General features: G+C 64.8%; 22 protein-coding genes. 12 read left to right on the forward strand and 10 right to left on the reverse strand.

Translation table 11 applies throughout. The annotated features are described in order from the left end of the window. Nucleotides 1–76 precede the first annotated feature (76 nt). On the forward strand, nt 77–1,939 hold the full coding sequence (locus tag ACRQ5Q_RS24635) for an ABC-F family ATP-binding cassette domain-containing protein (protein WP_439392607.1): 1,863 nt from the start codon (nt 77–79) through the stop codon (nt 1,937–1,939). Between the two features lie 104 nt (nt 1,940–2,043). On the opposite strand, the gene ACRQ5Q_RS24640 is transcribed toward ACRQ5Q_RS24635, so the two are convergent. The 8 genes from ACRQ5Q_RS24640 to ACRQ5Q_RS24675 all read right to left on the reverse strand — a co-directional run bounded on the left by ACRQ5Q_RS24640 (nt 2,044) and on the right by ACRQ5Q_RS24675 (nt 10,463). After that, entirely contained in the window at nt 2,044–2,715 is a 672-nt protein-coding gene (locus ACRQ5Q_RS24640) for a 3'-5' exonuclease (RefSeq protein WP_439392608.1), read from the reverse strand. Nucleotide 2,716: 1 nt separating this feature from the next. Next, on the reverse strand, nt 2,717–4,519 hold the full coding sequence (locus ACRQ5Q_RS24645; protein WP_439392609.1) for a putative nucleotidyltransferase substrate binding domain-containing protein: 1,803 nt from the start codon (nt 4,517–4,519) through the stop codon (nt 2,717–2,719). 117 nt (nt 4,520–4,636) lie between these two features. Then, nucleotides 4,637–6,328 (reverse strand): cation acetate symporter, encoded by a 1,692-nt coding sequence (locus tag ACRQ5Q_RS24650; RefSeq protein ID WP_439375114.1) that lies wholly within the window; start codon nt 6,326–6,328, stop codon nt 4,637–4,639. Next, nucleotides 6,325–6,627: a DUF485 domain-containing protein gene (locus tag ACRQ5Q_RS24655; protein ID WP_220003512.1), complete on the reverse strand. Its 303-nt coding sequence runs from the start codon at nt 6,625–6,627 to the stop codon at nt 6,325–6,327. Before ACRQ5Q_RS24655 ends, ACRQ5Q_RS24650 begins: the two co-directional genes overlap by 4 nt. A gap of 534 nt (nt 6,628–7,161) precedes the next feature. Continuing rightward, complete coding sequence (locus ACRQ5Q_RS24660; RefSeq protein ID WP_439392610.1) at nt 7,162–7,650, reverse strand: ABC transporter substrate binding protein; 489 nt, start codon at nt 7,648–7,650, stop codon at nt 7,162–7,164. A 196-nt stretch (nt 7,651–7,846) separates the two neighbouring features. Beyond that, nucleotides 7,847–8,341 (reverse strand): hypothetical protein, encoded by a 495-nt coding sequence (locus tag ACRQ5Q_RS24665; RefSeq protein ID WP_439375585.1) that lies wholly within the window; start codon nt 8,339–8,341, stop codon nt 7,847–7,849. 165 nt (nt 8,342–8,506) lie between these two features. Continuing rightward, the gene (locus ACRQ5Q_RS24670; RefSeq protein WP_439392611.1) at nt 8,507–8,959 is read right to left on the reverse strand and encodes a DNA polymerase III subunit chi; all 453 of its coding nucleotides are present in this window, start codon (nt 8,957–8,959) and stop codon (nt 8,507–8,509) included. A 4-nt stretch (nt 8,960–8,963) separates the two neighbouring features. Beyond that, nucleotides 8,964–10,463: a leucyl aminopeptidase gene (locus ACRQ5Q_RS24675; RefSeq protein WP_439392612.1), complete on the reverse strand. Its 1,500-nt coding sequence runs from the start codon at nt 10,461–10,463 to the stop codon at nt 8,964–8,966. 339 nt (nt 10,464–10,802) lie between these two features. Here ACRQ5Q_RS24675 and lptF point away from each other — a divergent pair, with 339 nt between their 5' ends. From lptF to ACRQ5Q_RS24725, 10 genes are all read left to right on the forward strand, one after another. Next, nucleotides 10,803–11,972, forward strand: a complete 1,170-nt coding sequence (gene lptF, locus ACRQ5Q_RS24680; protein ID WP_439375110.1) for an LPS export ABC transporter permease LptF — start codon at nt 10,803–10,805, stop codon at nt 11,970–11,972. Next, nucleotides 11,969–13,066 (forward strand): LPS export ABC transporter permease LptG, encoded by a 1,098-nt coding sequence (gene lptG, locus ACRQ5Q_RS24685; RefSeq protein WP_439375109.1) that lies wholly within the window; start codon nt 11,969–11,971, stop codon nt 13,064–13,066. The genes lptF and lptG overlap by 4 nt, the downstream gene beginning before the upstream one ends. After that, a complete protein-coding gene (locus ACRQ5Q_RS24690; protein WP_439392613.1) occupies nt 13,066–15,558 on the forward strand; it encodes an LPS-assembly protein LptD in 2,493 nt (830 codons plus the stop codon). The genes lptG and ACRQ5Q_RS24690 overlap by 1 nt, the downstream gene beginning before the upstream one ends. 68 nt (nt 15,559–15,626) lie before the next feature. Next, entirely contained in the window at nt 15,627–16,562 is a 936-nt protein-coding gene (locus ACRQ5Q_RS24695) for a peptidylprolyl isomerase (protein ID WP_439375107.1), read from the forward strand. Continuing rightward, on the forward strand, nt 16,562–17,575 hold the full coding sequence (gene pdxA / locus ACRQ5Q_RS24700) for a 4-hydroxythreonine-4-phosphate dehydrogenase PdxA (RefSeq protein ID WP_439392614.1): 1,014 nt from the start codon (nt 16,562–16,564) through the stop codon (nt 17,573–17,575). Before ACRQ5Q_RS24695 ends, pdxA begins: the two co-directional genes overlap by 1 nt. Then, nucleotides 17,575–18,432, forward strand: a complete 858-nt coding sequence (gene rsmA, locus ACRQ5Q_RS24705; protein ID WP_439392615.1) for a 16S rRNA (adenine(1518)-N(6)/adenine(1519)-N(6))-dimethyltransferase RsmA — start codon at nt 17,575–17,577, stop codon at nt 18,430–18,432. The genes pdxA and rsmA overlap by 1 nt, the downstream gene beginning before the upstream one ends. Nucleotides 18,433–18,454: 22 nt before the next feature. Beyond that, on the forward strand, nt 18,455–19,513 hold the full coding sequence (locus ACRQ5Q_RS24710) for an alcohol dehydrogenase (RefSeq protein ID WP_439375104.1): 1,059 nt from the start codon (nt 18,455–18,457) through the stop codon (nt 19,511–19,513). 81 nt (nt 19,514–19,594) lie between these two features. Next, complete coding sequence (locus ACRQ5Q_RS24715; protein WP_439375103.1) at nt 19,595–19,822, forward strand: hypothetical protein; 228 nt, start codon at nt 19,595–19,597, stop codon at nt 19,820–19,822. 204 nt (nt 19,823–20,026) lie between these two features. Then, nucleotides 20,027–20,443: a phosphonate metabolism protein PhnM gene (locus ACRQ5Q_RS24720; RefSeq protein ID WP_439392616.1), complete on the forward strand. Its 417-nt coding sequence runs from the start codon at nt 20,027–20,029 to the stop codon at nt 20,441–20,443. Between the two features lie 207 nt (nt 20,444–20,650). Continuing rightward, the gene (locus ACRQ5Q_RS24725) at nt 20,651–20,827 is read left to right on the forward strand and encodes a hypothetical protein (protein ID WP_439375101.1); all 177 of its coding nucleotides are present in this window, start codon (nt 20,651–20,653) and stop codon (nt 20,825–20,827) included. Nucleotides 20,828–20,935: 108 nt separating this feature from the next. Here ACRQ5Q_RS24725 and ACRQ5Q_RS24730 read toward each other — a convergent pair whose 3' ends face one another. Then, the gene (locus tag ACRQ5Q_RS24730) at nt 20,936–21,571 is read right to left on the reverse strand and encodes a cupin (protein ID WP_439375100.1); all 636 of its coding nucleotides are present in this window, start codon (nt 21,569–21,571) and stop codon (nt 20,936–20,938) included. 770 nt (nt 21,572–22,341) lie between these two features. Here ACRQ5Q_RS24730 and ACRQ5Q_RS24735 point away from each other — a divergent pair. Then, a complete protein-coding gene (locus ACRQ5Q_RS24735; RefSeq protein ID WP_439392617.1) occupies nt 22,342–23,529 on the forward strand; it encodes a hypothetical protein in 1,188 nt (395 codons plus the stop codon). On the opposite strand, the gene gmk is transcribed toward ACRQ5Q_RS24735, so the two are convergent. Then, nucleotides 23,462–24,121: a guanylate kinase gene (gene gmk, locus ACRQ5Q_RS24740; RefSeq protein WP_439375098.1), complete on the reverse strand. Its 660-nt coding sequence runs from the start codon at nt 24,119–24,121 to the stop codon at nt 23,462–23,464. The genes ACRQ5Q_RS24735 and gmk overlap by 68 nt on opposite strands. Nucleotide 24,122 lies beyond the last annotated feature (1 nt).

Genomic DNA, 24,122 nt, shown 5'->3' on the forward strand with positions numbered 1-24,122 from the left:
TGTGCGGATCATGCTCAAACAACGATCTGACTGAAAAACGAGTTGCGTTCGACGCGCCTTGCGGTGACAAGGCCGCATGCTCTCAATCACCGACCTTTCCATCCGCCTCGCCGGACGCCTTTTGATTGACCAGAGTTCCGTGCAGATCACGCCCGGATCGCGCGTCGGGCTGGTCGGGCGCAATGGCACCGGCAAGTCGACCCTTTTCAGGGTGATCCGCGGCGAGTTGGCGGCCGAGCACGGCACGGTGACCCTGCCGCCGCGCTGGCGCGTCGGCAGCCTGGCGCAGGAGGCCCCGAATGGCCCCGAAAGCCTGATCACGGTCGTCCTGAAGGCCGACCTCGAACGCGACGCACTGCTGCACGAAGCCGAGAGCGCGACCGATCCGCACCGCATCGCGGAGATCCAGACCCGGCTCGTCGACATCGAAGCGCATTCGGCGCCCGCGCGTGCGGCCGCAATCCTCTCCGGGCTCGGCTTCTCCGCAGCCGACCAGCTCCGTCCCTGTGCCGAATTCTCCGGCGGCTGGCGCATGCGTGTCGCGCTCGCCGCGACGCTGTTTGCCGCCCCCGACCTCTTGCTGCTCGACGAGCCCACCAACTATCTCGACCTCGAAGGCACGCTGTGGCTGGAGGATCACCTTGCGCATTATCCGCGCACGGTGATCGTGATCAGCCACGACCGCGACCTGCTGGAAAGCTCGGTCGACCAGATCCTGCACCTGGAACGGGGCACGCTCACGCTCTACAAGGGCAGCTACTCCTCCTTCGAGGAGCAGCGCGCCGCGCGCGAGCTGCTCGATGCCAAGGCGGTCAAGCGCCAGGAGGCCGAGCGCGCGCGCCTGCAGGCCTTCGTCGACCGCTTCAAGGCCAAGGCCTCGAAGGCCCGCCAGGCGCAATCACGCGTGAAGATGCTGGAACGGCTGAAGCCGATCACGGCACTGGTCACCGAGGACGTGCGCGAGATCAGCTTTCCCGCGCCCGAAAAGATCCTGTCGCCGCCGATCATCGCCGTCGACAACGCCTCGGTCGGCTACGATCCGGCGACCCCGGTGCTGAGCCGCGTCACCTTGCGCATCGACAATGACGACCGCATCGCGCTGCTGGGTGCCAACGGCAACGGCAAGTCGACACTCGTGAAGCTGCTCGCCGGCCGCCTCGCGCCGTTCTCGGGCAAGGTGACCCGCGCCGACAAGCTGTCGATCGCCTATTTCGCGCAGCACCAGCTCGACGAGCTCAACGAGGACGCCTCCGCCTACGACCACGTCCGCAAGCTGATGGGCGATGCGCCCGAAGCCAAGGTGCGGGCGCGCGCCGGCGCGATCGGCTTTTCGGGCAAGGCAGCCGACACCAAGGCCGGCAAATTGTCGGGCGGGGAGAAGGCGCGGCTCCTCCTCGGCCTTGCCACTTTCTTCGGCCCCAACATGATCATTTTGGACGAGCCGACCAACCATCTCGACATCGACAGCCGCGGCGCGCTCGCGGAGGCGATCAATGAATTTCCCGGCGCGGTGATCATGGTCTCGCACGATCGCTATTTGATCGAGGCCTGCGCCGAGCGGCTCTGGATCGTCGCCGACCGCACCGTCACCAATTACGAGGGCGACCTCGACGAGTACCGCCGTCTCGTTCTGTCGACGCGCAACGCCGAATCCGCCCCGCGCGAGCGCAGTGCTCCGAGCGAAAAACCGCAGCGCCCGAAATCGGACAATCGCGGCTCGCTGAAGAAGCGCATCGCGGAAGCCGAAGCCGAGATCGCCCGCGTCAGCGACATCATCGCCAAGATCGACACGGCGCTTGCCCTGCCCGACATTTTCACGCGCGATCCCAAGCAGGCCGCGCAACTGTCGAAGGCGCGCGCCAATGCCGCCGACGCGCTGGCGCGGGCGGAAGAGCAATGGCTAGAGGCGAGCACGCAGTTCGACGAGGCGGCGGGATAGTTTCAGAACCTCGGAAACAACCCCATGCACAGTACCGGTTTTATGATACCTTATCATTTTCGTCTGTAATTGCTGGGCAATCATCCGGTCACCCCGGGCTCCGGTCATGCCCCGATCGGATTGAACACCGGGCCGGTCCGCTGGCGCGGGATGCGCACGCCGCGCCGGGCGAGATCGCGCAACTGCGCGAACATCATCGCCGTCATCAATGCGTCGTTGAAGGCGTCATGCTGTCCGAGGGGCGGAATGCTGAGGTCGCGGAGGATTGCGGCGAATGACAGATCCACCGAGGTGTTTGGCGGCGCATCGCCGTATTTGCGGTCATAGTACAACCGCGACACCTCGATGCGTTCGTTGGGCAGTTCGATCCCCACCAGCGGCAGGATGTACTTGTCCAGCATGGCGACGTCGAAATCGACATAGTAGCCGATCAACGGGCGCGGCCCGATGAAGTGCAGAAGGCTCGGCAACACCTTCCAGACGATCGGCGCAGCCTCGACATCGGACCGGCGCAAGCGGTGAATCCTGATCGCCTCGGCCCCGAGCTCCCGGTCGGGATGGATGATGGCTTCGAAACGCGCGCTGGTCAAAATCCGGTTGCCGCGGATCTTGATCGCGGCGATGGCGACGACGTCGTCCGTTCGCACATTCAGGCCGGTGGTCTCGCAATCGATGACGACAAACTCGTCGTCAGGCGGGCGGTCGAACATGAAGCGATATGATTGGTCGCTCAGGGTTGCCTGGTGCAACAGTCGCTTGATCGCGCGAGGGAGCATTCTAGAACATGCCGAGCTTGAAATGATGACCGACGATCTCGCGAAACTTCTTCACCACCTGCAGTGCATCGCGCAAGAGATGGCGTTCCATGCTGGACAGGTGCGCCGGTCTCACCAGAGTCCCCGATGCACCGGCTGAGGCGGCCAGCTGCCCGTCTAGGCGAAGCATCAGCAAGAACCGGAAGGCCTGTTTCAGGTCGCGTCCGAAGTCCGCCTGCAGCACGCCGAGATCACAGAGCCGGGAGATGCGCTTGTCGGTGGAGGTCTCGCGCAGTCCCTGTCCGAGCGCCAGGCTGCGAACGCCGTGCACGATCGGGAAGATGCCGCCTTTCTTGAGATCGAGCGCGTCCCCCGTGCCCTCGGACATGATCAGATTGTTGAAGAGGCCGATCGGCGTCTCGAACGCGTCGACCGCGCGCGCAAAGTGGGCCATGAACGCCTGCTCACCACGAGTCATATCGATCAGCGCCGTCTTGGCATCGTCCAGCAGTTGCGGATCGCCCGCGATCGCCTGGGCATCGTAGATGATGGCCACATTCATGTGCGCGGCCTCGTCGGGAAGCACGATCCAGCGGCGCAGATCTGCAAGATAATCGGAGAGCGGGCGGGACCATTGCGGATTGCGCACCATGATGTCGCCGGGACAGGGCGGAAATCCGAAGCTTTCGAGAGCGACGAAGAATTCGTGACGGAACGCCTCCAGCACGTCATCTTGCACCGGCCCGGCCAGAATGAGGCCGTTGTCCTGGTCGGTGCGGACGGTCTGCTCTCCCCGCCCCTCGCTTCCCATCACGATCAGGCAGCTCCCCGTGCGCAGCTTCGCCGGCGCGACCATGTCGAACAGCCGTGACAGCAGGCGGCGGTTGAGATCGGAGACGATCTCCGCAATGACCTCCACCTTGACGCCCTGCCGCCGCAGCACGCGCGTTTGCGTCTCGATCTCGCGCGCCGCAATGGCAAGATCCTGCCGGCTTGAGGCGCGATCGATGCGGCCGGCGGTGACCTGGGCGCTTCCTGCCAGAAAGCCCAGCAGGTCGATCTCCTCCAGAATGCCGACGAGCTCCTCGCCCTCGCGCACCACCAGCCGCCGCTTGTTGTGCTTGGTCATCAGCAAGAGAGCCGAGGATACGAAATCGTCGCGTCGCAGAGACACGAGGTCGTAATTGGCGAGGGTGCCCACCGCCGTCTGGATGGACTGGCGCCCCAGCACCACCGCTTTCGACAGGTTCATGCCTGTGACGATGCCGATCCGCTCGCCGTCCCGGACGAACAGCGCATTGCTGTTGATCTCGCGCATCAGGTGTCCGGCGGCCTCGATCGTATCGCTGGCCGCCAGAAACACCGGCGGATGCAGGAACAATTCACCGACCTTGGCATGCATCAGCGAGCCATAGCGTCGTGCCTCCTCATCGTTGGCGAACTCGTCCAGCTTCTGGGAGATCTCGCGATAGAAGAAGGCGGCAAAGCGCGGATTGGTTTTGATCAGATCGAGCGCGACCTTCCTGGGGATCACGTAGCAGAGCGTCTCGTCGCGCGCGAAAAACTGGTGGCCGTTATGATCGTGAACGAGCGCACGACTGTCGAACGTGTCCTTGGGCCCAAGCAATGCGAGCAGGTCGACCTCGCTCCGCTCCTCGACGATGCCCTTGATCACGACATAGAGCGCCTCCGCCGGAGCGTCCCGCCTGATGATCGCTTCTCCGGGACTGAAGTAGGCGATGTCGAGCGCGGCCCGCAACGTCTCGGCCTCGTTCGGCGTCAGACGATCGAACGGCGGGTTGCTGATATCGAACGCCTTGGGCATTTCGACCTTTCGACGACGCGGATCATCCGACATGACCCGACGATCGACAATCAAACGATCAGCACCGGCGAGGCCAACTGGCCCAGCCGGTGCGAAGCGTGGTCCCTGGACCCTCGTTCAGTGAGCCGTCGCTGAAGCCGCGCCGATACCGGTCTGGGAGCGGACATATTGCGCATCAAAGCCGTCGCGATCGATCGCGGCGCGCTTGCTGCGATCCAGCATTGAAACCAGCCAGATCCCCGCGAAGGCGATGGCCATCGAGAACAGCGCCGGATTGTCCAGCTTGACAGGAGCCGAGCCCTTGGCGAAGCCGAGCGTCACCTCCCAGACCGCCGGCGAGAGCACCACGCCGACAACCGCGCTGACCAGACCGAGGAAGCCACCGATCACCGCTCCGCGCGTCGTCAGGCCCTTCCAGAAGATCGACATCACCAGTACGGGGAAATTGCAGGAGGCCGCGATGGCGAAAGCGAGACCGACCATGAAGGCGACGTTCTGGTTCTCGAACACGATGCCCAGGAAGATCGCGAGCACGCCGAGCACCAGTGTCGCAATCTTCGACACGCGGATCTCGTCCTGCTCGTTCGCGTTCCCGCCCTTGATCACCATGCCGTAGAGATCGTGGCTGATGGAGGACGCCCCCGCCAGAGCCAGCCCCGAGACGACGGCAAGGATGGTGGCGAAGGCGACGGCCGATATGAAGCCGAGGAACAGGTTGCCGCCGACGGCGTTCGCGAGGTGAATCGCCGCCATGTTGGAGCCGCCCTTGATTGCCGCGATTCCGCTCTTGGTCTTCTCGAGGATGCTCCCATCCAGGAACATCGCATCGGTCGACACCAGCGTGATCGCGCCAAATCCGATGATGAAGGTCAGGATATAGAAATAGCCGATGAAGCCGGTGGCGTAGAACACCGACTTGCGGGCGGCCTGGGCGTCCTTCACGGTGAAGAAGCGCATCAGGATGTGCGGCAGGCCCGCCGTTCCGAACATCAGCGCCAGGCCGAGCGAGATGGCCGAGAGCGGATTGGAAATCAGGGTACCGGGCTCCATGATCGCGAGCTTCTTGGGATGCACCTCGGTCGCCCTGGTGAACAGCGCTTCCGGGCTGAAGCCGAACTTGTAGAGGACGGCGCCGGCCATGAACGTCGCCCCCGAGAGCAAGAGCACCGCCTTGATGATCTGCACCCAGGTCGTCGCTTTCATGCCACCGAACGTCACGTAGATCATCATCAGGCCGCCGACCAGGACGACTGCGATCCAGTAATCGAGACCGAACAAAAGCTGGATCAGCTTGCCGGCCCCGACCATCTGCGCGATCAGGTAGAATGCAACGGTCACCAGCGAGCCGCATGCCGCCAGGATGCGGATCTCGGTCTGCCCCAAGCGAAACGACGTGACGTCGGCAAAGGTGAACTTTCCGAGATTGCGCAACTGCTCGGCGATCAGGAAGGTGACGATCGGCCAGCCCACGAGCCAGCCGACCGAGTAGATCAGGCCGTCATAGCCCGAGGTGTAGACGAGACCGGATATGCCGAGGAACGACGCCGCCGACATGTAGTCGCCCGCGATCGCAAGCCCGTTCTGGAATCCTGTGATGCCGCCGCCGGCCGAGTAGAAATCCGCCGCCGAAGCGGTCCGTTTGGCGGCCCAATAGGTGATAACGAGCGTCAGGCCGACGAAGCCTACGAACATGCCGATGGCCGACCAGTTGGTCGCCTGCTTCGACCCGCCTTCGACGGCGCCGGCGGCAAGCGCTATGGTGGGCAAGCTTGCGAGCAGAAATACCGATAGAAAAGCGAATCTCTTCACGAGCGGTTCTCCTCGACAATCTTGCGGATGAGCACGTCGTAGCTGGAATTGGCCTGACGGACGTAGATGCCCGTCAGCACAAAGGCGAGCACGATGACGGACAGTCCGATCGGAATACCGATCGTCGTCACGCCGCTGCCCAGCGGTATTCCCAGAAATTTGGGAGCGTAGGCCACCAGCAGGATGAAGCCGAAATAGATGACAAGCATGACCGCCGACAGCAGCCAGCCCAGCGACGAGCGCCGGCGCACGAGCTCCTGGTAATTCGGGTCGCGTTCAATCTTTGCGAGGTTGCTCACATTAATGATCCCTGGAATGTCCTCTGAAAATTCTTGCCATGACGGCAGCCCCTTCTCTCGGGGAGCGGTCCTAGCCTGCACTGCCGGCCGGCTGAGCTCCATGATCCAGATCAAGCGCGGTCGATCATGCGCGAATGAAGTCGACGCGGGGCCGTGAAGCGACGGCCCGGGGCGAGCACGCAATGGGACGAGACGGCGAGACGGGTCCCGCAATTCGATCATGCGGATCGGCGCGGGCCAGCAGCATGGGCGGCTGAAATGTCCCGTGTCGCTTCAGCACGTTTGCGGTTAGGTTGGACGCGATTTTGCGTCAGCGCTGAATTTTCATCGCAAGCGATTTCCGGTGCAGGCGATATGCAAGAGATCAAGGGATAACTTGAATGCCTACACCCGAACCGATCAAGTTCACCGCCGGCGCGGCCTACGAGCGCTTCATGGCGCCCTGGAGCCGGTTGGCCGGGACCCTTTTCCTGGACTGGCTGGCACCTGGCCCCGGATTGGCCTGGGCGGATATCGGTGCCGGCAACGGAGCGTTCACCGAGCTCCTTCTTGCGCACTGCACCCCTTCATCGAGCCAACGGTGCTCGCACGCAGGACATGGAGCTGCAATCCCAGTGCATCCGCCGCAGCCTGCATATCGCGCAGCTGATTGTCGGTCGTCGGATTGCTTGGGTTGACCAGAAACCCGATGTCCTTCGATGTCGGCAGCAATTCGTGCATCAACTCCAGCCGCTTCGAGACCACCTGCACGTTCAGTGACGTCACGCCTGTGACGTTTCCGGCCACCGGGCTGAGACTGGGCACGAGACCGATATTCACGGGGTCGCCGATCGTCGTGAACACGATCGGAATTGCTGCCGTCGCCTTCTTGGCCGCGAGCGCCGCCGGTGTCGTGAAGGCGACCAGCACAGCCGGCTGCCGCTCAACCAGATCGGCAGCAAATGCCGGCAAATCGGTCGTACTGACCTTCAGCCCAGCGGTATTCGACTGAGAGATTCTGCCCGTCAACGAAGCCGAGTTCACCGATTCTCCGCAGGAGCGCGTTAGTCAGTGAGGCCCATCGTGCACTGCCGCTGCCGAGAACGGCGACGACGGGCCTGCGCGCGGGTACTTGCGCCAACGAGAGGCTCGACCACGCCACCGTGCAGAGACAACCCATCTATGGATCGCAGGCAAGAGCCAGGCGCGCGCCAATCGCGCTGGCGCGGGGGACGAGTTCCTACGCGGCCGATTTCTTCTTCGGCTTCGGCTTGGCCGCCTTCGGCACGACCTGCGGCTCTGGATTGCCCTCGATCGAAGACAGGCGACCGGACGTGAAGGTGTAGATGCCGGCGCGCGGCCCGGTCGTCCAGGTGACGACGGCGACGCGACGGCCGGCGGCGTCATTGGAGAGATTGACGGTCGAGGGTGCACCGATGCCGCGCACCACGTCGCATTCGGTGTGGCCGAGCGCAACCGCGCCGCCCGCCGGGGCCGGTGCCGTCGTCGACGCATTGGCGTCAGCCGGACCGGACGCTGGCGCCATGCCGGGACAGGCGCCGTCGGCGCTGACGAGATCCTCAGCGCCCACCGGCTTGTTGGGGGTCAGCGGCGGCGACTCGATCGAGATATTCTTGATGAAGAGACGACCCGGCCTCTGGAACCATTCGGCATCCTTCGACAGCAGATCGGTCCCGCCGGAGCAGCCCGCGACCAGCGGTGCTACAGCAGCCAACGCAATTGCGAGCGAGCCGGGAAGCTTTTGATGTCGCACGATAAACTAAATTCCCCGCGTGAAGGACCAGCCCTAAGCGATTGTCCCAACATCACTTTGCGGCACGAAGGTGACAGAAGCGATCATCGCCCGAAAAGTGCAAATTATCATTAATACGAACGGCCGCTAATTTCGACGCTGCCAGCGGCCCCGCTCGTCGGCTTGCCAATAGGTGACATCAAATCCCCGCGCCTTGCAATCCGCCCAGGCGCTGCGGGCGGACGCGAGCGCATCCGGATCGTCGCCATTGAACAGCAGCACCATGCGCTCATAGCCCTGCGCGTCCTGCGGCAGCGCCGCATTGTCGACCAGGAAGCGGACATTGGCGCCGTTGGGATTGCCCTCCTCGATCGCCAGTACGATCGGCTGATCGGCGGCATCGTTCACCCGCCACGTCGCGTGCGGCAGGAAGGAATCGTCGCGATAGGTCCACAAATGCGCGTCGAGTGCGTCGGCGCGCTCCTTCGAGGTCGCTTGCACCACGACGCGCCAACCGCGCTCGAGCGATTTCTCGAGAAGCGACGGCAACACGTTCTCCACAGTCATGTTTTGCAGATGGTAGAACAGCACTTCGGTCATTCGGTCACTTGCGCTCGTAATGGTCGGCCACCAGGCGGTCGAGCAGGCGCACGCCATAGCCGCTGCCCCAGCTCTGGTTGATGTCGGTCTTCGGCGCGCCCATGGCGGTGCCGGCGATGTCGAGATGCGCCCAGGGCACACCATCGACGAAGCGCTGCAGGAACTGCGCCGCGGTGATCGAGCCGCCGTGGCGGCCACCGGTGTTCTTCATATCGGCGAACTGGGAATCGATCAGCTTGTCGTATTCCGGGCCGAGCGGCAGGCGCCAGACCTTCTCTCCGCTCTCGATGCCGGCCGCGAGCAGGCGTTCGGCCAGTTCGTCGTTGTTGGAGAACATGCCGGCGTGTTCGGTGCCGAGCGCGACCACGATCGCACCCGTCAGCGTCGCCAGATCCACCATGAATTTCGGCTTGGTCTTCTTGGCGACGTACCAGAGCACGTCTGCGAGCACGAGGCGGCCTTCGGCGTCGGTGTTGATGATCTCGATGGTCTGGCCCGACATCGAGGTGACGATGTCGCCTGGCCGCTGCGCATTGCCGTCAGGCATGTTCTCGACGAGGCCGATGGCCCCGACTACGTTGGCGCGCGCCTTGCGCGCCGCCAGCGCGTGCATCAGGCCGACGACGCAGGCCGCCCCGCCCATGTCGCCCTTCATGTCCTCCATGCTGCCGGCCGGCTTGATCGAGATGCCGCCGGTGTCGAAACAAACGCCCTTGCCGACGAATGCGACCGGCGCCTCTCCCTTTCTGCCGCCGTCCCAGCGCATGATCACGGTGCGGCTCGGCCGCGCCGAACCCTGGCCGACGCCGAGCAGTGCGCCCATGCCGAGCTTCTGCATCGCCTTGACGTCGAGCACCTCGATCCTGACGCCGAGCTTGCGGAGCTGACCGGCGCGGCGCGCGAACTCCTCGGGGAACAGCACGTTCGGCGGCTCGTTGACGAGGTCGCGCGCGAGGACGACGCCGTCGACGACGTGGCCGGCCGGAGCAAACGCCTTCCTCGCGGCCGTGGCGTCGCCGACCGCAAGCGCGACGTCGGCGCGCGAGTCGCCCTCCTCGCCGTCCTTCTTCTTGGTCTTGTAGCGGTCGAACCTGTAGGCGCGCAGGCGAAGGCCCGAGGCGATCGCGACCGCCTGCTCGCTGGTCATGGCGCCCCCGGGCAATTCCGCCATGATGGTCATGGCGGCGGTTCCGGCGGTGAGCTTGCTCGCCGCCACGCCGCCGAATTTGAGGAAATCGCTCGTCTTCAGGCTCGCCGGCTTGCCGGCCCCGATCACCACCAGACGGGTGGCCTTCACGCCCTCTGGCGCCAGAATGTCCAGGGCAGCCCCGCTTTTGCCTTTGAAGCCGGCGGCGGAGGCCGCCCGCTTCACAAGATCGGCAGCGCTCCCGAGCGCCTTGGCCGTCGCCGGGCCGAGCTTCAGGCCGTCGTCGCAGAACACGACCAGGATGCCACGGGCGGCGGCAGACAACGGGACGAAGCCGACCTTGATGGCATCGGACATGGGTAACTCCTCCAAAACATGGGGCTTTTTGCCGATCGGCGGAGCCGGCCACAGGCCGGAGCTGAACGGCGATTCACCGGACTTTGCCCACTATGGGGCACCGGCCCGGCCGATGCCAAGCACCCGCCGTGGCCGCCAGGCCACAACGAGCGAAATATTAACCATATATTGGGGGCGCCACGGGGCAGCCATTTTGTTGACGGATCAAAGGGATGGTAGTGAGAGTGTGAGCCGGCGGAAGCGGTGGTTGCCCAACCTTGGGGGTCCCCTGACCGGGATTGGTTGGACAGCCGGAGCTCCGGCCGGCAGTGGGGCTTGGTGGGATTCGTGCGGTAGCGCATGGGGTCGATCGATAGGTATATTTTCCGCACGACGCTGGCGTCGTTTGCGCTGGTCCTGGTCAGCCTCACCGGCGTGATCTGGATTACGCAGGCGTTGCGCGGCATCGACCTGATGACGAGCCAGGGTCAGACCATCCTCACGTTCCTCGGCATCACCAGCCTCGTCATTCCGGCGCTGGTCCTGATCATCTCGCCGATCGCGCTGATGATCGCGATCTCGCACACGCTGAACAAGCTCGCGACCGATTCCGAGATCATCGTTATGAATGCCGCCGGCTTCTCGCCGTTCCGGCTGTTCTATCCGTTCTTCTACGCCACCTGCGTGGTGGCGCTGCTGGTCGCCTTCATCGCGGCCTATCTGGCGCCCGACGGCATGCGGCGGATCAAGCAGTGGGACGCCGAGATCACTGCCGACGTGCTCACCAACATCCTCCAGCCCGGCCGCTTCGCCCAGCTCGACAAGAACCTGACGATTCGCATTCGCGAGCGCAAGCCCGGCGGCATTCTCGAAGGCATCTTCATCGACGACCGCCGCGATCCGAACGAGCGCGTCTCGATCGTCGCCGAACAGGGCGAGGTCGTTAAGACCGAGAACGGCTCCTTCCTGGTGCTGAAGGACGGCAATCTGCAGCGTTTCGAGGCGGGCAAGCGCGATCCCGCGCTGGTGGCGTTCGGGCGCTACGGCTTCGACATGTCGAAGTTCGGCAACCAGGGCCGTGACGTCACGCTCGGCATTCGCGAGCGCTATCTGTGGGAGCTGTTCTCGCCGGCCGAGGATGATCCCGTCTACAGGCAGATTCCCGGGCAGTTCCGCTCGGCCCTGCATGACAGCCTGCTCGCACCGGTCTATCCCTTCGCCTTTGCCGTGCTGACCTTCGCCTTCCTGGGTGCGCCTCGCACCACCCGCCAGAGCCGCAACTTTTCGATCGGCTCCTCGATCCTCGCGGTGTTCGGCCTGCGCATGGTCGGCTTCGCCTGCTCGGTGATGGCCGTGAAATCGCCGGAGGCGGTGCTCGTTCAATATGCGATGGTCATGGGCGCCATAGGCATCGGGCTGTGGATGATCATCGGCGGCATCGTGGTCGAACCGCCCCCCGGTCTCATGGAGGCCATCAACAGGTCCAACGCGCGCATCGCGCGGTTGTTCGGACGACCGGCCACCGCATGAGCATGCTCACCAACACCCTCGGGCGCTATTTCGCCGGCCGCTTCGTCGTCGCGGCGCTCGGCGTGTTCGCGAGCATCTTCCTGCTGCTGGTGCTGGTGGACTACATCGAGATGGTGCGCAAGACCTCCGGCCTCGCATCCGCCTCCGCGATCATGGTGGCCGAGACCTCGCTGTTCCGGGTGCCGCAGCTGCTGGAGAAGCTGACGCCGTTCTGCATGCTGATCGGCGCCATGACCTGCTATCTCGCCCTCTCCCGCCGGCTCGAGCTCGTGGTGGCGCGTGCCGCCGGCATCTCGGCCTGGCAGTTCATCTCGCCGGCGCTCGGCAGCGCGCTCCTGATCGGGGTCATCGCCACCGTCGCCTACAATCCGATGTCGGCCAATCTGCGCGAGCTCTCCAAACGCATGGAGGCCGAACTGTTCGGCTCGGCGCCCGGCGGCGGCATCCAGGACGCCTCCGGCTTCTGGCTCAACCAGGTGACCGACGACGGCCAGACCATCATCAACGCGGCGCGCAGCGAGCAGCAGGGTGTCCGGCTGACGGGGCTCACGCTGTTCCGGTTTGACACAGAGCAGCACTTCAAGGAACGAGTCGAGGCGCGCGAGGCGGAGCTCGAAGTCGGAAAGTGGATATTCAGGAACGTCCGCCGCTTCACGCTCGACGGGCCGCCGAGGGAGGAGTCGATTCTGGCGATTCCGACGACGTTGACCGAGGCCCAGGTCCGCAACAGCTTTTCCACACCCGAGACTGTGTCCTTTTGGCAACTACCGAGCTACATCCGTTCCTCCGAGAGCTCAGGCTTCGCGACAGCCGGCTATCGACTCCAGTATCAAAAGCTGTTGGCGCAGCCGTTTTTGCTCGCCGCCATGGTGATGCTCGCGGCCTCGGTGTCGTTGCGTTTCTTCCGGATGGGCGGCGTGCAGAAGATGGTTTTGAGTGGCGTGGGCGCAGGCTTTCTGCTCTACGTTCTGTCGAAAGTAACTGAGGACTTGAGCAAGGCTGAGTTGATGCATCCGATCGCTGCGGCGTGGTTGCCCGTTGTTGTGGGCGGCCTCACCGGCTTTTTGGCCTTGCTCTATCAGGAGGACGGTTAGTGACTGCCGTCCAACGAGGGCGCGTGTCTCGTTTGACGCGGCGTACTGTGGTGCGCGCGAACGGATGCGGCTTGTCCATTCGCAGGCTTCTGCTCGCCGTCATCACGGCAGCCTCGCTCGGCGGGCTGATCGACGTTGCCGCCGTGGCGCCCGCCTCCGCCCAAAGCTTCACCTACAATCCGCTGCCGCCGCGTCCGAAGCCGGCGAAGGTCGCCAACGACAACCAGATGCTGGTTCAGGCGACCGAGGTCGACTACGACTACAACAATTCGCGCGTCTCCGCGGTCGGCAACGTCCAGCTGTTCTACAACGGCACCAGCGTCGAGGCCGACAGGGTCATCTACGACCAGAAGACCAAGCGGCTACATGCCGAAGGCAACATCCGCATGACGGATGCCGACGGCAAGATCACCTATGCCGAGATCATGGATCTGTCCGACGACTACCGTGACGGTTTCGTCGATTCGCTGCGCGTGGACACCGCCGACCAGACCCGCATGGCCGCGAGCCGCGCCGACCGCTCCAGCGGCAACTACACGGTGTTCGAGAACGGCGTCTACACGGCCTGCGCACCGTGTAAGGACGACCCGAAGAAGCCGCCGCTGTGGCAGGTCAAGGGTGCCCGCATCATCCACGACCAGCAGGAGAAGATGCTGTATTTCGAGACGGCGCAGCTCGAGTTCTTCGGCGTGCCGCTCGCCTACATGCCGTATTTCTCGACGCCCGATCCGACCGTGAAGCGCAAGAGCGGCTTCCTGATGCCCGGCTACTTCCCCGGCACCACGAACACCGGCGCCGGCGCCGAAGTTCCCTATTATTGGGCGATCGCGCCCGATATGGACGCGACCATCACGCCGCGCTTCCTGTCGCGCCAGGGCGTGCTGCTGCAGGGCGAATTCCGCCAGCGCCTGATCGACGGCGCCTATCAGATCCGGGCCTATGGCATCGACCAGCTCGACCCCGGCGCATTCGCGGGGCAGCCCGGCGACCGCCAGTTCCGCGGCGCCGTGGACACCAAGGGTCAGTTCGCGCTGAACGACAAATGGGTCTGGGGCTGGGAAGGCGTCCTGATGTCCGACTACTATTTCTTCTCGGACTATCGTCTGGCGCAATACCGCGATCCGCTCGGCTCGTTCCTGAACCTGCCGACCGACGCGCTGTCGCAGCTCTATCTGACCGGCGTCGGCAACCGCAGCTTCTTCGACGCTCGCACGATGTACTGGCTGAGCTACTCGGGCAACCAGGACAAGGTCCCGGTCGTCTACCCCGTGATCGACTATTCGAACGTGCTCAACTATCCGGTGTTCGGCGGCGAGTTCAGCTACAGGACCAATTTCGTGAACCTGTCGCGTGAGAACGCGGTGTTCGACCCCATCACGACGCTGGCCAACACCAGCGGCCTGTGCACCACCGCCTCGGCCGATCCGCTCGCGCGGACGCCGTCGCAGTGCCTGCTGCGCGGCTTCCCCGGCACCTACACCCGCCTCACCGCCGAAGCGCAGTGGCGCAAGTCCTACACCGATCCGTTCGGCGAGATCTGGACGCCGTTCGCGAGCCTGCGCGCCGACGCGATCAACTCCTCGGTCTCCAACCAGCCGGGGGTGTCGAACTATCTGCCGGTCGGTGACACCCAGGCATTCCGCCTGATGCCGACCGTCGGCCTCGAATACCGCTATCCGTTCATCAACGTTCAGCCCTGGGGCTCGACCACCATCGAGCCGATCGCGCAGATCATCATCCGCCCGAACGAGACCTATGCCGGCAAGCTGCCGAACGAAGACGCGCAGAGCATGGTGTTCGACGCCTCGAACCTGTTCAGCGTCGACAAGTTCTCCGGCTACGACCGCGTCGAGGGCGGCGGCCGCGCCAATGTCGGCGTGCAGTCCACCACGCAGTTCGACAGGGGCGGCGCCGTCAAGGTGCTGTTCGGCGAGTCCTACCAGCTGTTCGGCCTGAACTCCTTCGCGGTCCAGGACTCCATCAACACCGGCCTGGATTCCGGCCTCGACAAGCAGCGCTCGGATTACGTCGCAAGCGCCAGCTACTCCCCCAACCGGACCTACACCTTCAGTGTCCGCTCCCGCATGGACGAGCAGACCTGGAACGTGGAGCGCTTCGAGGCCGAAGGCCGCGCCAATTTCGATCGCTGGTCGGTCAGCATGCTGTATGGCAATTACGCATCGCAGCCCGAGCTCGGCTATCTGACCCGCCGCGAAGGCATCCTCACCACCGGCTCGCTGAAGGTCGCGAGCAACTGGGTGGTGACGGGGTCGGCCCGCTGGGATCTCGAGGCCAACAAGATCAACCAATATGTGCTCGGCGCCGGCTATGTCGACGATTGCTTCGTGCTGGCGGCGAACTATGTAACCTCGTACGCCTACTCCGCGGGCACGACGCCGCCCACGCTGAGCCACGCGTTCATGTTCCAGATCGGACTGCGCACGCTGGCGACCTCGTCGACGACCAGCAGTTCCGCCGGCGGCTTCCAGTGAACGGTTTGAAGTGACGGCCGCGCGATCCCGATCGCAGGTTCACCGCGGCTGACATGCGAGCGACAACCATGACGATTCCATTGCCTGCCTTCCGCGTCCTCCTCGCCATCGGTGCCGGGCTGGTCCTGACCGGCCTGCCCGCGCCGTCGCGCGCGCAGAACATCGTGGTCATGGTCAACGGCGATCCGATCACCGATTTCGACATCGACCAGCGCGCCAAGCTCGACCAGCTGACGACGCAGAAGACTCCCAGCCGGCAGGACGTCATCAACGAGCTGATCGACGACAGGGTGAAGCTCAAGGAGGGCAAGAAATACGGCGTCGATCCCGGTGTCAGCGACATCAACCAGTCCTACGAGGGCATGGCGCAGCGCATGCGCATCTCGCCGGATCAGCTCACCAAGTCCCTCGAAGCCAAGGGCGTCCGCCCCGAAACCCTGAAGGGCCGCATGAAGGCCGAGATGGTCTGGACCAGCCTCGTGCGCGGCCGCTTCAAGGAAAAGCTGATGGTGGGCGAGCGCGACGTCGCGCAGGCCGTGCAGGCTCAGACCGGCGACAAGCTGCAGATCGAGGGCACCGAATACAAGATGCAGCCGATCGTGCTGATCGTGCCGCGCGGCTCGTCCCCGACCTTCCAGGAGACGCGGATGAAGGAAGCCGAGCAATATCGCTCCCGCGTCGGTAGCTGCGAGGAAGCCAATTCGCTGTTCCGCTCGACGCCGAACGCCACCATTCGCGAGGCCGTCACCAAGACGACGGCGGACCTGCCCGAAGCGCTGCGCAAGGTGCTCGACGACACCCCGATCGGCCATTTGACGGCGCCGGAGGTGACCAAGGCGGGCATCGAGATGGTGGTGCTGTGCTCGCGCAAGCCGACCATGATCGACACGCCGAAGAAGCGCGAGGTCCGCGAGAAGATGTACCAGGAGAAGTACGAGAAGACCCAGAAGGCCTATCTCGAAGAACTCCGCAAGGCAGCGATGATCGAATATCGCAACCGCTGATGGCCGCTCTTCCGATCAAGCCCCTCGCCCTGACCCTGGGAGAGCCCGCAGGCATCGGCCCCGACATCACCATTGCGGCCTGGCTGCGCCGCCGTGAGCTGAACCTGCCCGCCTTCTACCTGCTCGGCGACGAGGCCTTCGTCGCGCAACGCGCCAAAGCGCTCGGCGCCGGGATCAGGATCGCCGCGGTGAGCCCCGACGAGGCGAATGCGGCCTTCGCCGAGGCCCTGCCCGTGGTCGCGACCGGCCAGAGCGCGACAGCCGAGCCCGGCAAGCCCGACGCATCAAGCGCGCCTGCCGCGCTCGCCTCGATCCGCCAGGCAGTCACGGATGTCCGCGAGGGGCGCGCCGGCGCCGTCGTCACCAATCCGATCGCCAAGAGCGTGCTCTACCGCGCCGGCTTCCGCCATCCCGGCCACACCGAATTCCTCGCCGAGCTGGCCGCCGAGGACGGCCGCGTGCCTCAGCCGGTGATGATGCTGTGGTCGCCGCGGCTCGCCGTGGTGCCGGTGACCATCCACCTCTCCTTGCGCGAGGCGCTGAGCCAGCTCAGCAGCGAATTGATCGTCTCGACCGTGCGCATTGTCGCGACCGAGCTGACCTCCCGCTTCGGCATCGCGCGGCCGCGCATCGCCGTCTCCGGCCTCAATCCGCATGCCGGCGAGGACGGCTCGCTCGGCCATGAGGAGCAGACGGTGATTGCGCCGGCGCTCAAGGTGCTGCGCAATGACGGCATCGAGGCCAGGGGCCCGCTGCCCGCCGACACCATGTTCCACGACGCCGCGCGCAATCTCTATGACTGCGCGGTCTGCATGTACCACGACCAGGCGCTGATCCCGATCAAGACTGTCGCCTTCGACGATGCGGTCAACGTCACGCTCGGCCTGCCCTTCATCCGCACCTCGCCCGATCACGGCACTGCCTTCGACATCGCCGGCACCAGCAAGGCAAATCCTTCGAGCCTGATTGCCGCGATCCAGCTCGCGGGCCGCATGGCCGCGACCCAAATCTGATGAGCGCGATCGACGACCTCCCGCCGCTGCGCGAGGTCATTCGCCAGCACGCGCTGTCGGCGCGCAAATCGCTCGGCCAGAATTTCCTGCTCGACCTCAATCTCACCGCGCGCATCGCGCGTGCGGCAGCTCCGCTGGAAGACTCCATCATCGTCGAGATCGGCCCTGGCCCGGGCGGGCTGACGCGCGCCCTGCTCGCGCTCGGCGCCCGGCGCGTCATCGCGATCGAGCACGACGAGCGCGCGATCCCGGCGTTGCAGGATATTTCCGCGCGCTATCCCGGCCGGCTGGAGATCGTGCATTGCGATGCCATGACGTTCGACCCGCGCCCGCTGCTCTCGGGCGAACGCGCGAAGATCGTCGCCAACCTGCCCTACAACATCGCGACCCAGCTCCTCATCAACTGGCTGATCACCGAACCGTGGCCGCCCTGGTACGACACGATGGTGCTGATGTTCCAGCGCGAGGTCGGCGAGCGCATCGTCGCACGCGAAGACGAGGAGGCCTATGGCCGTCTCGGCGTGCTCGCCAACTGGCGCTGCGAGACCAAGATCCTGTTCGACATCTCGCCGTCCGCCTTCGTGCCGCCGCCGAAGGTCACCTCCTCCGTCGTACGCCTCAGGCCGCGTCCAGAGCCGCTGCCTTGCGATCGCAAGCTGCTCGAGCAGGTCGCGGCCGCCGCCTTCGGCCAGCGCCGCAAGATGCTAAGACAAAGCCTGAAATCGCTCGGCGTCGATCCCGCACGACTCGCGGCGGCGGCCGGCGTCGATCCGACGCGGCGCGCCGAGACGATCCCCATTTCGGGCTTTGTTGCCATGGCCCGTGAATTGGCGGATATACGCAGCGAGGCTCAATAACAGGAATTTCGGAGGAAGGAATATGGCGTTGATGCGTCGGCAGTCCCTGGTGAAGTTCGATGCGCCGCTGTGCGAGACGATCGTCGACACGCCCAAGCCGCAAGGACGCGAAGTGCTGGTGCGCATCGAGCGCTGCGGTCTCTGCCATTCCGACCTGCACATCCAGGACGGCTATGCCGATCTCGGCGGCGGCAGGAAGCTCGACACCACGCGCGGCATGACACTGCCGTTCACGCTCGGCCACGAGATCGCGGGCATCGTCGACGAGGTCGGCCCTGACGTTCCCGCCGGCCTTGTCGGCGCCAAGAAGGCGGTGTTTCCATGGATCGGCTGCGGCCAGTGCCGCGACTGCGCCAACGGCGACGAGAATCTCTGCGCCAAGCAGCGTTTCCTCGGCGTCTCCATCGACGGCGGTTTCGCCACCCATGTGCTGGTGCCCGACGCGAAGTACCTGCTCGACTACGATCCCCTCCCCGTCAACCAGGCCGCGACGCTGATGTGCTCGGGCGTCACCGCCTACGGCGCGCTCAAGCGCCTGGTCGACCGTCCGCGCCAGCGCAATCTGCTGCTGATCGGCCTCGGCGGCGTCGGCATGATGGGCCTGTCGTTCGCGCAGGCCATGTTCAAGCAGCCGATCACGGTCGCCGACCTCTCGCCGGCCGCGCGCGAGACCGCGCTGAAGAACGGCGCGGCCGTCGCCTACGATCCGTCCGAGCCCGACGTGATCAAGCGCATTCTGAAAGAAACCGAGGGCGGCTTCGACGAGGTCGTCGATTTCGCCGGCAACGAGAAGTCGATGGCCTTTGCGGTCGCGGTCGCCGCGCGCGGCGGCAAGGTCGTCGTCTCCGGCCTGATGGGAGGCCAGTTCACGCTGCCGATGGTGCAATGGGTCTACAAGCGCCTGACCGTCGAAGGCTTCATGGTCGGCACGCTCGCGGAAGCCCACGAGCTCATGGCGCTCGCCCGCGCGGGCAAGATCAAGCCGACGCCGATGCGCGAGGAGCCGATGGGCGACGTGCAGAAATGGATCGACGAGCTTCGCGCCGGCAAGGTCGTCGGCCGCGTCGTGCTGAAGAACTAGGAGACGGGGAACCTGAGCCTCGCTGCGGCGAGATCGAGATCTCGCCGCGGAACGCCGGCGGCTGCGCTGCGTTGGCAGCGCATGTCCATCCGCTGCACCGTCGAGAGCGCATTCTTCATTGCCTGGAGCTGCCTGGAGCAGAGCGGCGAGCTCGGCGCGCCGGACGAGACTGCAAACTTTCTGCTCGACTTCATTGAAGCTCAACTCAGGACCGGCGAACGCCGGCAGCTTATGCTTGCGAACCGCGCGATCGACGCCTGGCGCGCGCACGTCGCCAGGAGCCGGCCGCAGGACGCGCGCTTCGGATGACCGACCGCAACGTCGCGCTCGGCTCGCCCACGCAGCCATCGCTTTCCACTGGGCGCGCCAGGGTTTTGCCGGATTCCGATAGTGATTTCGTCATGCCTCATTCGACCAGCACTTGCCGCCGCGAAAGCCACAACTTGCATCGGCACGTGAATGGCCGTTCAATGGCGGTTTAGGCCGACGCCGCGTTATTTTTGGTTTTCCGGAATGCGAACTTTTCTCATCATTCTCGGCATCTGGCTGCTGATCAACGTGCTGTTCGTCGTCATCATGATGCCGCCGCGCAAGCCGCGGAAGCCGGATCATCCGCGCTCATCGGCCGGCCTCGCGCCGGCAGCCATCGAGCCCAACGCCTATCCTTTCGACGAGGACGAGAAGGTCTCGTTTCGCCACACCATCATTGCCATCGCGATGGGCGCGCTGTTCTCGCTGACGCCGCCGCTGCTCCAGGCGATCGACGACATCAAGCGGCTGGTCAGCAAGTACCGCAAGTCGGGCGAACCGCCCGAGGCCGAAAACGGCGAAGGACCGCTGGAGACGGTGTCCGAAGACGTCGGCATGCGCGAGGAGCGCATGACGGCCGGCGAATCCTCGTCCGATGACCGGAACGCGCCGAAGCGCTAGCGCCCAGATTCTGTTCGAAGATTCCACTTCGCGCGCGACATTGGAACGTCGCGCGCCGCCAGCGCGTTGGCTCTCCATCAAGGCGACGACCGGGTCGGAGCCGATGACAAGAGCAGGCGCCGCCTGCTCCGAAGAACACGCAAAACACCGGTAGCGGGCGCGTGGGATGAACGATCACGCATGGGGATCGAAAAGAGGAGATACGCGTTGACCAATCTGGGCAAGTGGTACGATCCCATCTCCGAACGCTGGATCGCGCCGCGCGAACGGCGCCAGGAGACGAGATCGTGCCAGGTGAGCGAGAACCACGTCCTCGAGCTTGAGAGGACCGTCGAGGTCCAACGCATCTGGCGAGCACTGGTTGATTGCTGCGCACGCGACTGAATCTCTCCGCGCGCGTCGAAACCGGAACCTCCTTCAGCAATGCCGGTGTCATTTGCATGATCGGTCCGCATTCCCCGCACGGCCGGTCGCAAACTGGGATTTCCGAATTCATGTCCGTGAGCCTGCTCGCGCCGGTCGCGAACGATCTGTCAGCCATGATTTGAGCAGCGGGCCGCTGACGCCGAGGACAGGATCCGTCTTCGGCTTGCGGACCTTGGCGATGCGCTTGACGGCGTCAGGGCGCTCCCGCGTGTCGGTGCACTCGTCGTAAGTGCCATCCTGCGGGTAAGCTCCGACAACAAGAAAATCCCGGCTGGACTCGATCATCCGGTGCCCAGTGCCCGCGGGCAGGACCAGGACGTCTCCGGCCTTCACGCTCAGGATCCGCCCCTTGATGCCGCCGCACTCGATCCTGGCCGTGCCGCGCGCCACGCCCATCGCTTCATGGACTTGCGAATGATAATGGACGAAGTCGTACACGGTGTCGCGCCACGACCGGCCCCAGCCGTTCGTATCGAACAGCGTGTCGATGATCACCTCCGGCGGGAAACGCCGCCCCTTCAGCGTCACCGCCCCGCGATAGAACAGCACGGGAAAACGCGGATTGTTCGGCACGATGCCATCGTCGCGAAAATGGATGGCCGTCGGTTTCCGAAGCCGCACCAGCGACCGCAGCGTCGCCGCGTCGGGCTGGTCCTCGATGAGTTTCTTGGCAAAATTCTTGATCTGATCCTTGACCGGCATGACATCTCCTCAGCCGCGATTCAACGGCGGCACGTGTGAGAAGTTTCTATTCGTGCGCGAGCACACAGGGTCGGACTCCCTCGGACCCGTTCCGCCGCACGACAGATTCCGTGTTCGCGCTTCCGCGCCCGGCAATGCGTGGCGCGCGCGCCGGGCAGAGAATTGGGCAGGCCCTTCGCGAGGCCTGGGCAAAACACCCGTCGATTCATCCCCAAAAGAATATTTCACTTTTCCGAATTTCGGATTTCGTTGATCTGTAGTGAGCATGCGCCAGCCCTGATGATCGGGCGGGAGGGACCGCTGACGAGAAGTCGTGTGGTCCTGACGCCCGGGTCCGTGAGTCCGGGCTTGCGGCGATGCGGCGGCCCGACCGGGTCCGCGCATCTGTCATCGCAACGGGAGCAATGGTGCATCGCTCCCCCGGGGAGCGCACGAGGGATACCGTTAAAACCATCCGCGAAGGAGGCCGAGTGACCGGGATCATCTGTGATCCACTGTGCATGTTTCGTAGCGCATCGATCTGCGGATGCCAGCCGGCGGCCGATCGAGGCCAGGGGGAACTCTCATGCGAGGAGTCCGGTTCGCGACCTTCGGGAACCTGGATGCGCGTCGCAAAAGTCTGGCAAAATAAGCCGGCTTCGCGGCGGAACGAACGCGCGGCAGGCCCAATTCAAGCCACATCCTCTCCGGATTTGCGGCTCATTGCCACCCAACTCTTTGACGAGAAGGGGATGGTTAAGAGTTGCGTTGTGCGTAACCGGGAGACCAGGATGGGCAACCGAACCGCGAAATTCGTATCTGCGCTTGTTGGCAGCATCATTGCCGGCGCGCCACTCGCCGCCGTGTCGCAGAATGCGCCTGTTACATCGAGCACGGCCGGTGCCGCGAGCGACTGCCTCGCCTCCCCGAAGGGTTCCGCCCCGCAGGGGCAGCACTGGCACTACCGTGTCGAGCGCGGGACCAAGCGGCAATGCTGGTATCTGCGTGCCGGAGGCGGCAAGGACAGCGCGAAGCCCGTGCAGATTGCGCAGGCCACCAGCGACACGCCGGTGGCAGAGTCGCCGGCGCCACAGCAGCATCCGGTTCAGGACGCACGCGCCGAATATCCGACGCCCCGGAGCGCTCCGGCCGTCAAGACGCCGACGCCGGTTGCGCAAGCCGCAACCGCGACACAGCCTCAACAATCTGCGGACCAGACCGCCGCGAGCGATGCGCAGCAACCGGGGAGCGCCGCGCCCTGGCCCGAGGTTCCTGCAGCGTCCACCCCACCCGCGCAGGAGCAGGCACCGACGGCGGTTGCGGCCGCGCAGCCGAGCGCAAAGCCGTCAAAATCCTCGTCCTCCGTGGCGCTTGCAGCAGCAGACGGCAGCGCCGACAAGCCGACCGGCTCGCTGCAGATGCTGCTGCTCGTCGTCGGCGGCGCGCTGGCGCTCGCCGGCATCCTCGCGAGCGTCATCTACCGCTTCGCCGGCGGGCGCGTCCGCGCTCAGGCGAGCGAACACCGCCGCGTGAATTGGGAGGATCGGGAGCATCAAAACCAAGACCGCGCGCCCTGGCTCAAGGAGATGCCGGCCTCGCCGCGCGCGCGGCAGCCGCGCCCGATCGACTTCGATGCCGAGCGTCCGCAGGCCTCGCAACTTGCCGCGATCGACCATGAGATCGATGTGATCGAAGCGCACCAGCCGCCGGCCGTTACCGAGGCGCAGCGCGATGCGGACGACATCCCGGTGTTCGACCGCGAATTCCAGATCGAGACCCGAGCGCCCCAACCGGCTGCGAACGAGACTACCACTGAGCAGCGTGGCGACCGCAATCAGGATGCGGTCGACATCGACATCATCACCACGATGCTGGAACGGCTGCTGAAGGAAGGGCCGCGACTGTCGCAGCCTAGCCCTGAAGCTGAGCTTGCAACCCTCGCACAAAACCGACGAGGCCCGTCCGCCGCTCGCGCTTGAGCCGTTCGGCCTTCAGGATCGACTGCACCTCGGCGAAGGCCTCGTCAACATTGTGGTTGATGACGATGTAGTCGTACTCGGCCCAGTGGCTCATCTCGTGGCTGGCGCGGCTCATGCGCTTGCGGATCACTTCGTCGGAATCCTGCGCGCGCGAATGCAGCCGCTTCTCGAGGTCGGCCGCTGAAGGTGGCAGGATGAAGACGCGAACCACGTCGACGCTCGCCTTCTGGTGCAGTTGCTGGGTGCCCTGCCAGTCGATGTCGAAAAGGACGTCCTGCCCAGCCGACAGTGCCGCCTCCACCGGAGCACGCGGCGTCCCGTAGAGATTGTCGAACACGGTGGCCCATTCGAGCAGTTCGCCCTGCTCCACCATCCTCTCGAACTTGGGCTTGGTCACGAAGAAATAGTCGCGCCCATCGACCTCTCCCGGTCGCATCTGACGCGTGGTCGCCGACACTGACATCTTCAGGCCGGGCTCCCGCTCGAGCAACATGCGCGACAGCGTCGTCTTGCCCGCGCCCGACGGCGAGGACAGCACGAACATCAATCCGCGCCGCTCGACACCGTCAGTTCCGTGACCGCCCGTCGTCATC

It is taken from the genome of Bradyrhizobium sp. PMVTL-01 (assembly GCF_051861855.1).
GTDB lineage: Bacteria > Pseudomonadota > Alphaproteobacteria > Rhizobiales > Xanthobacteraceae > Bradyrhizobium.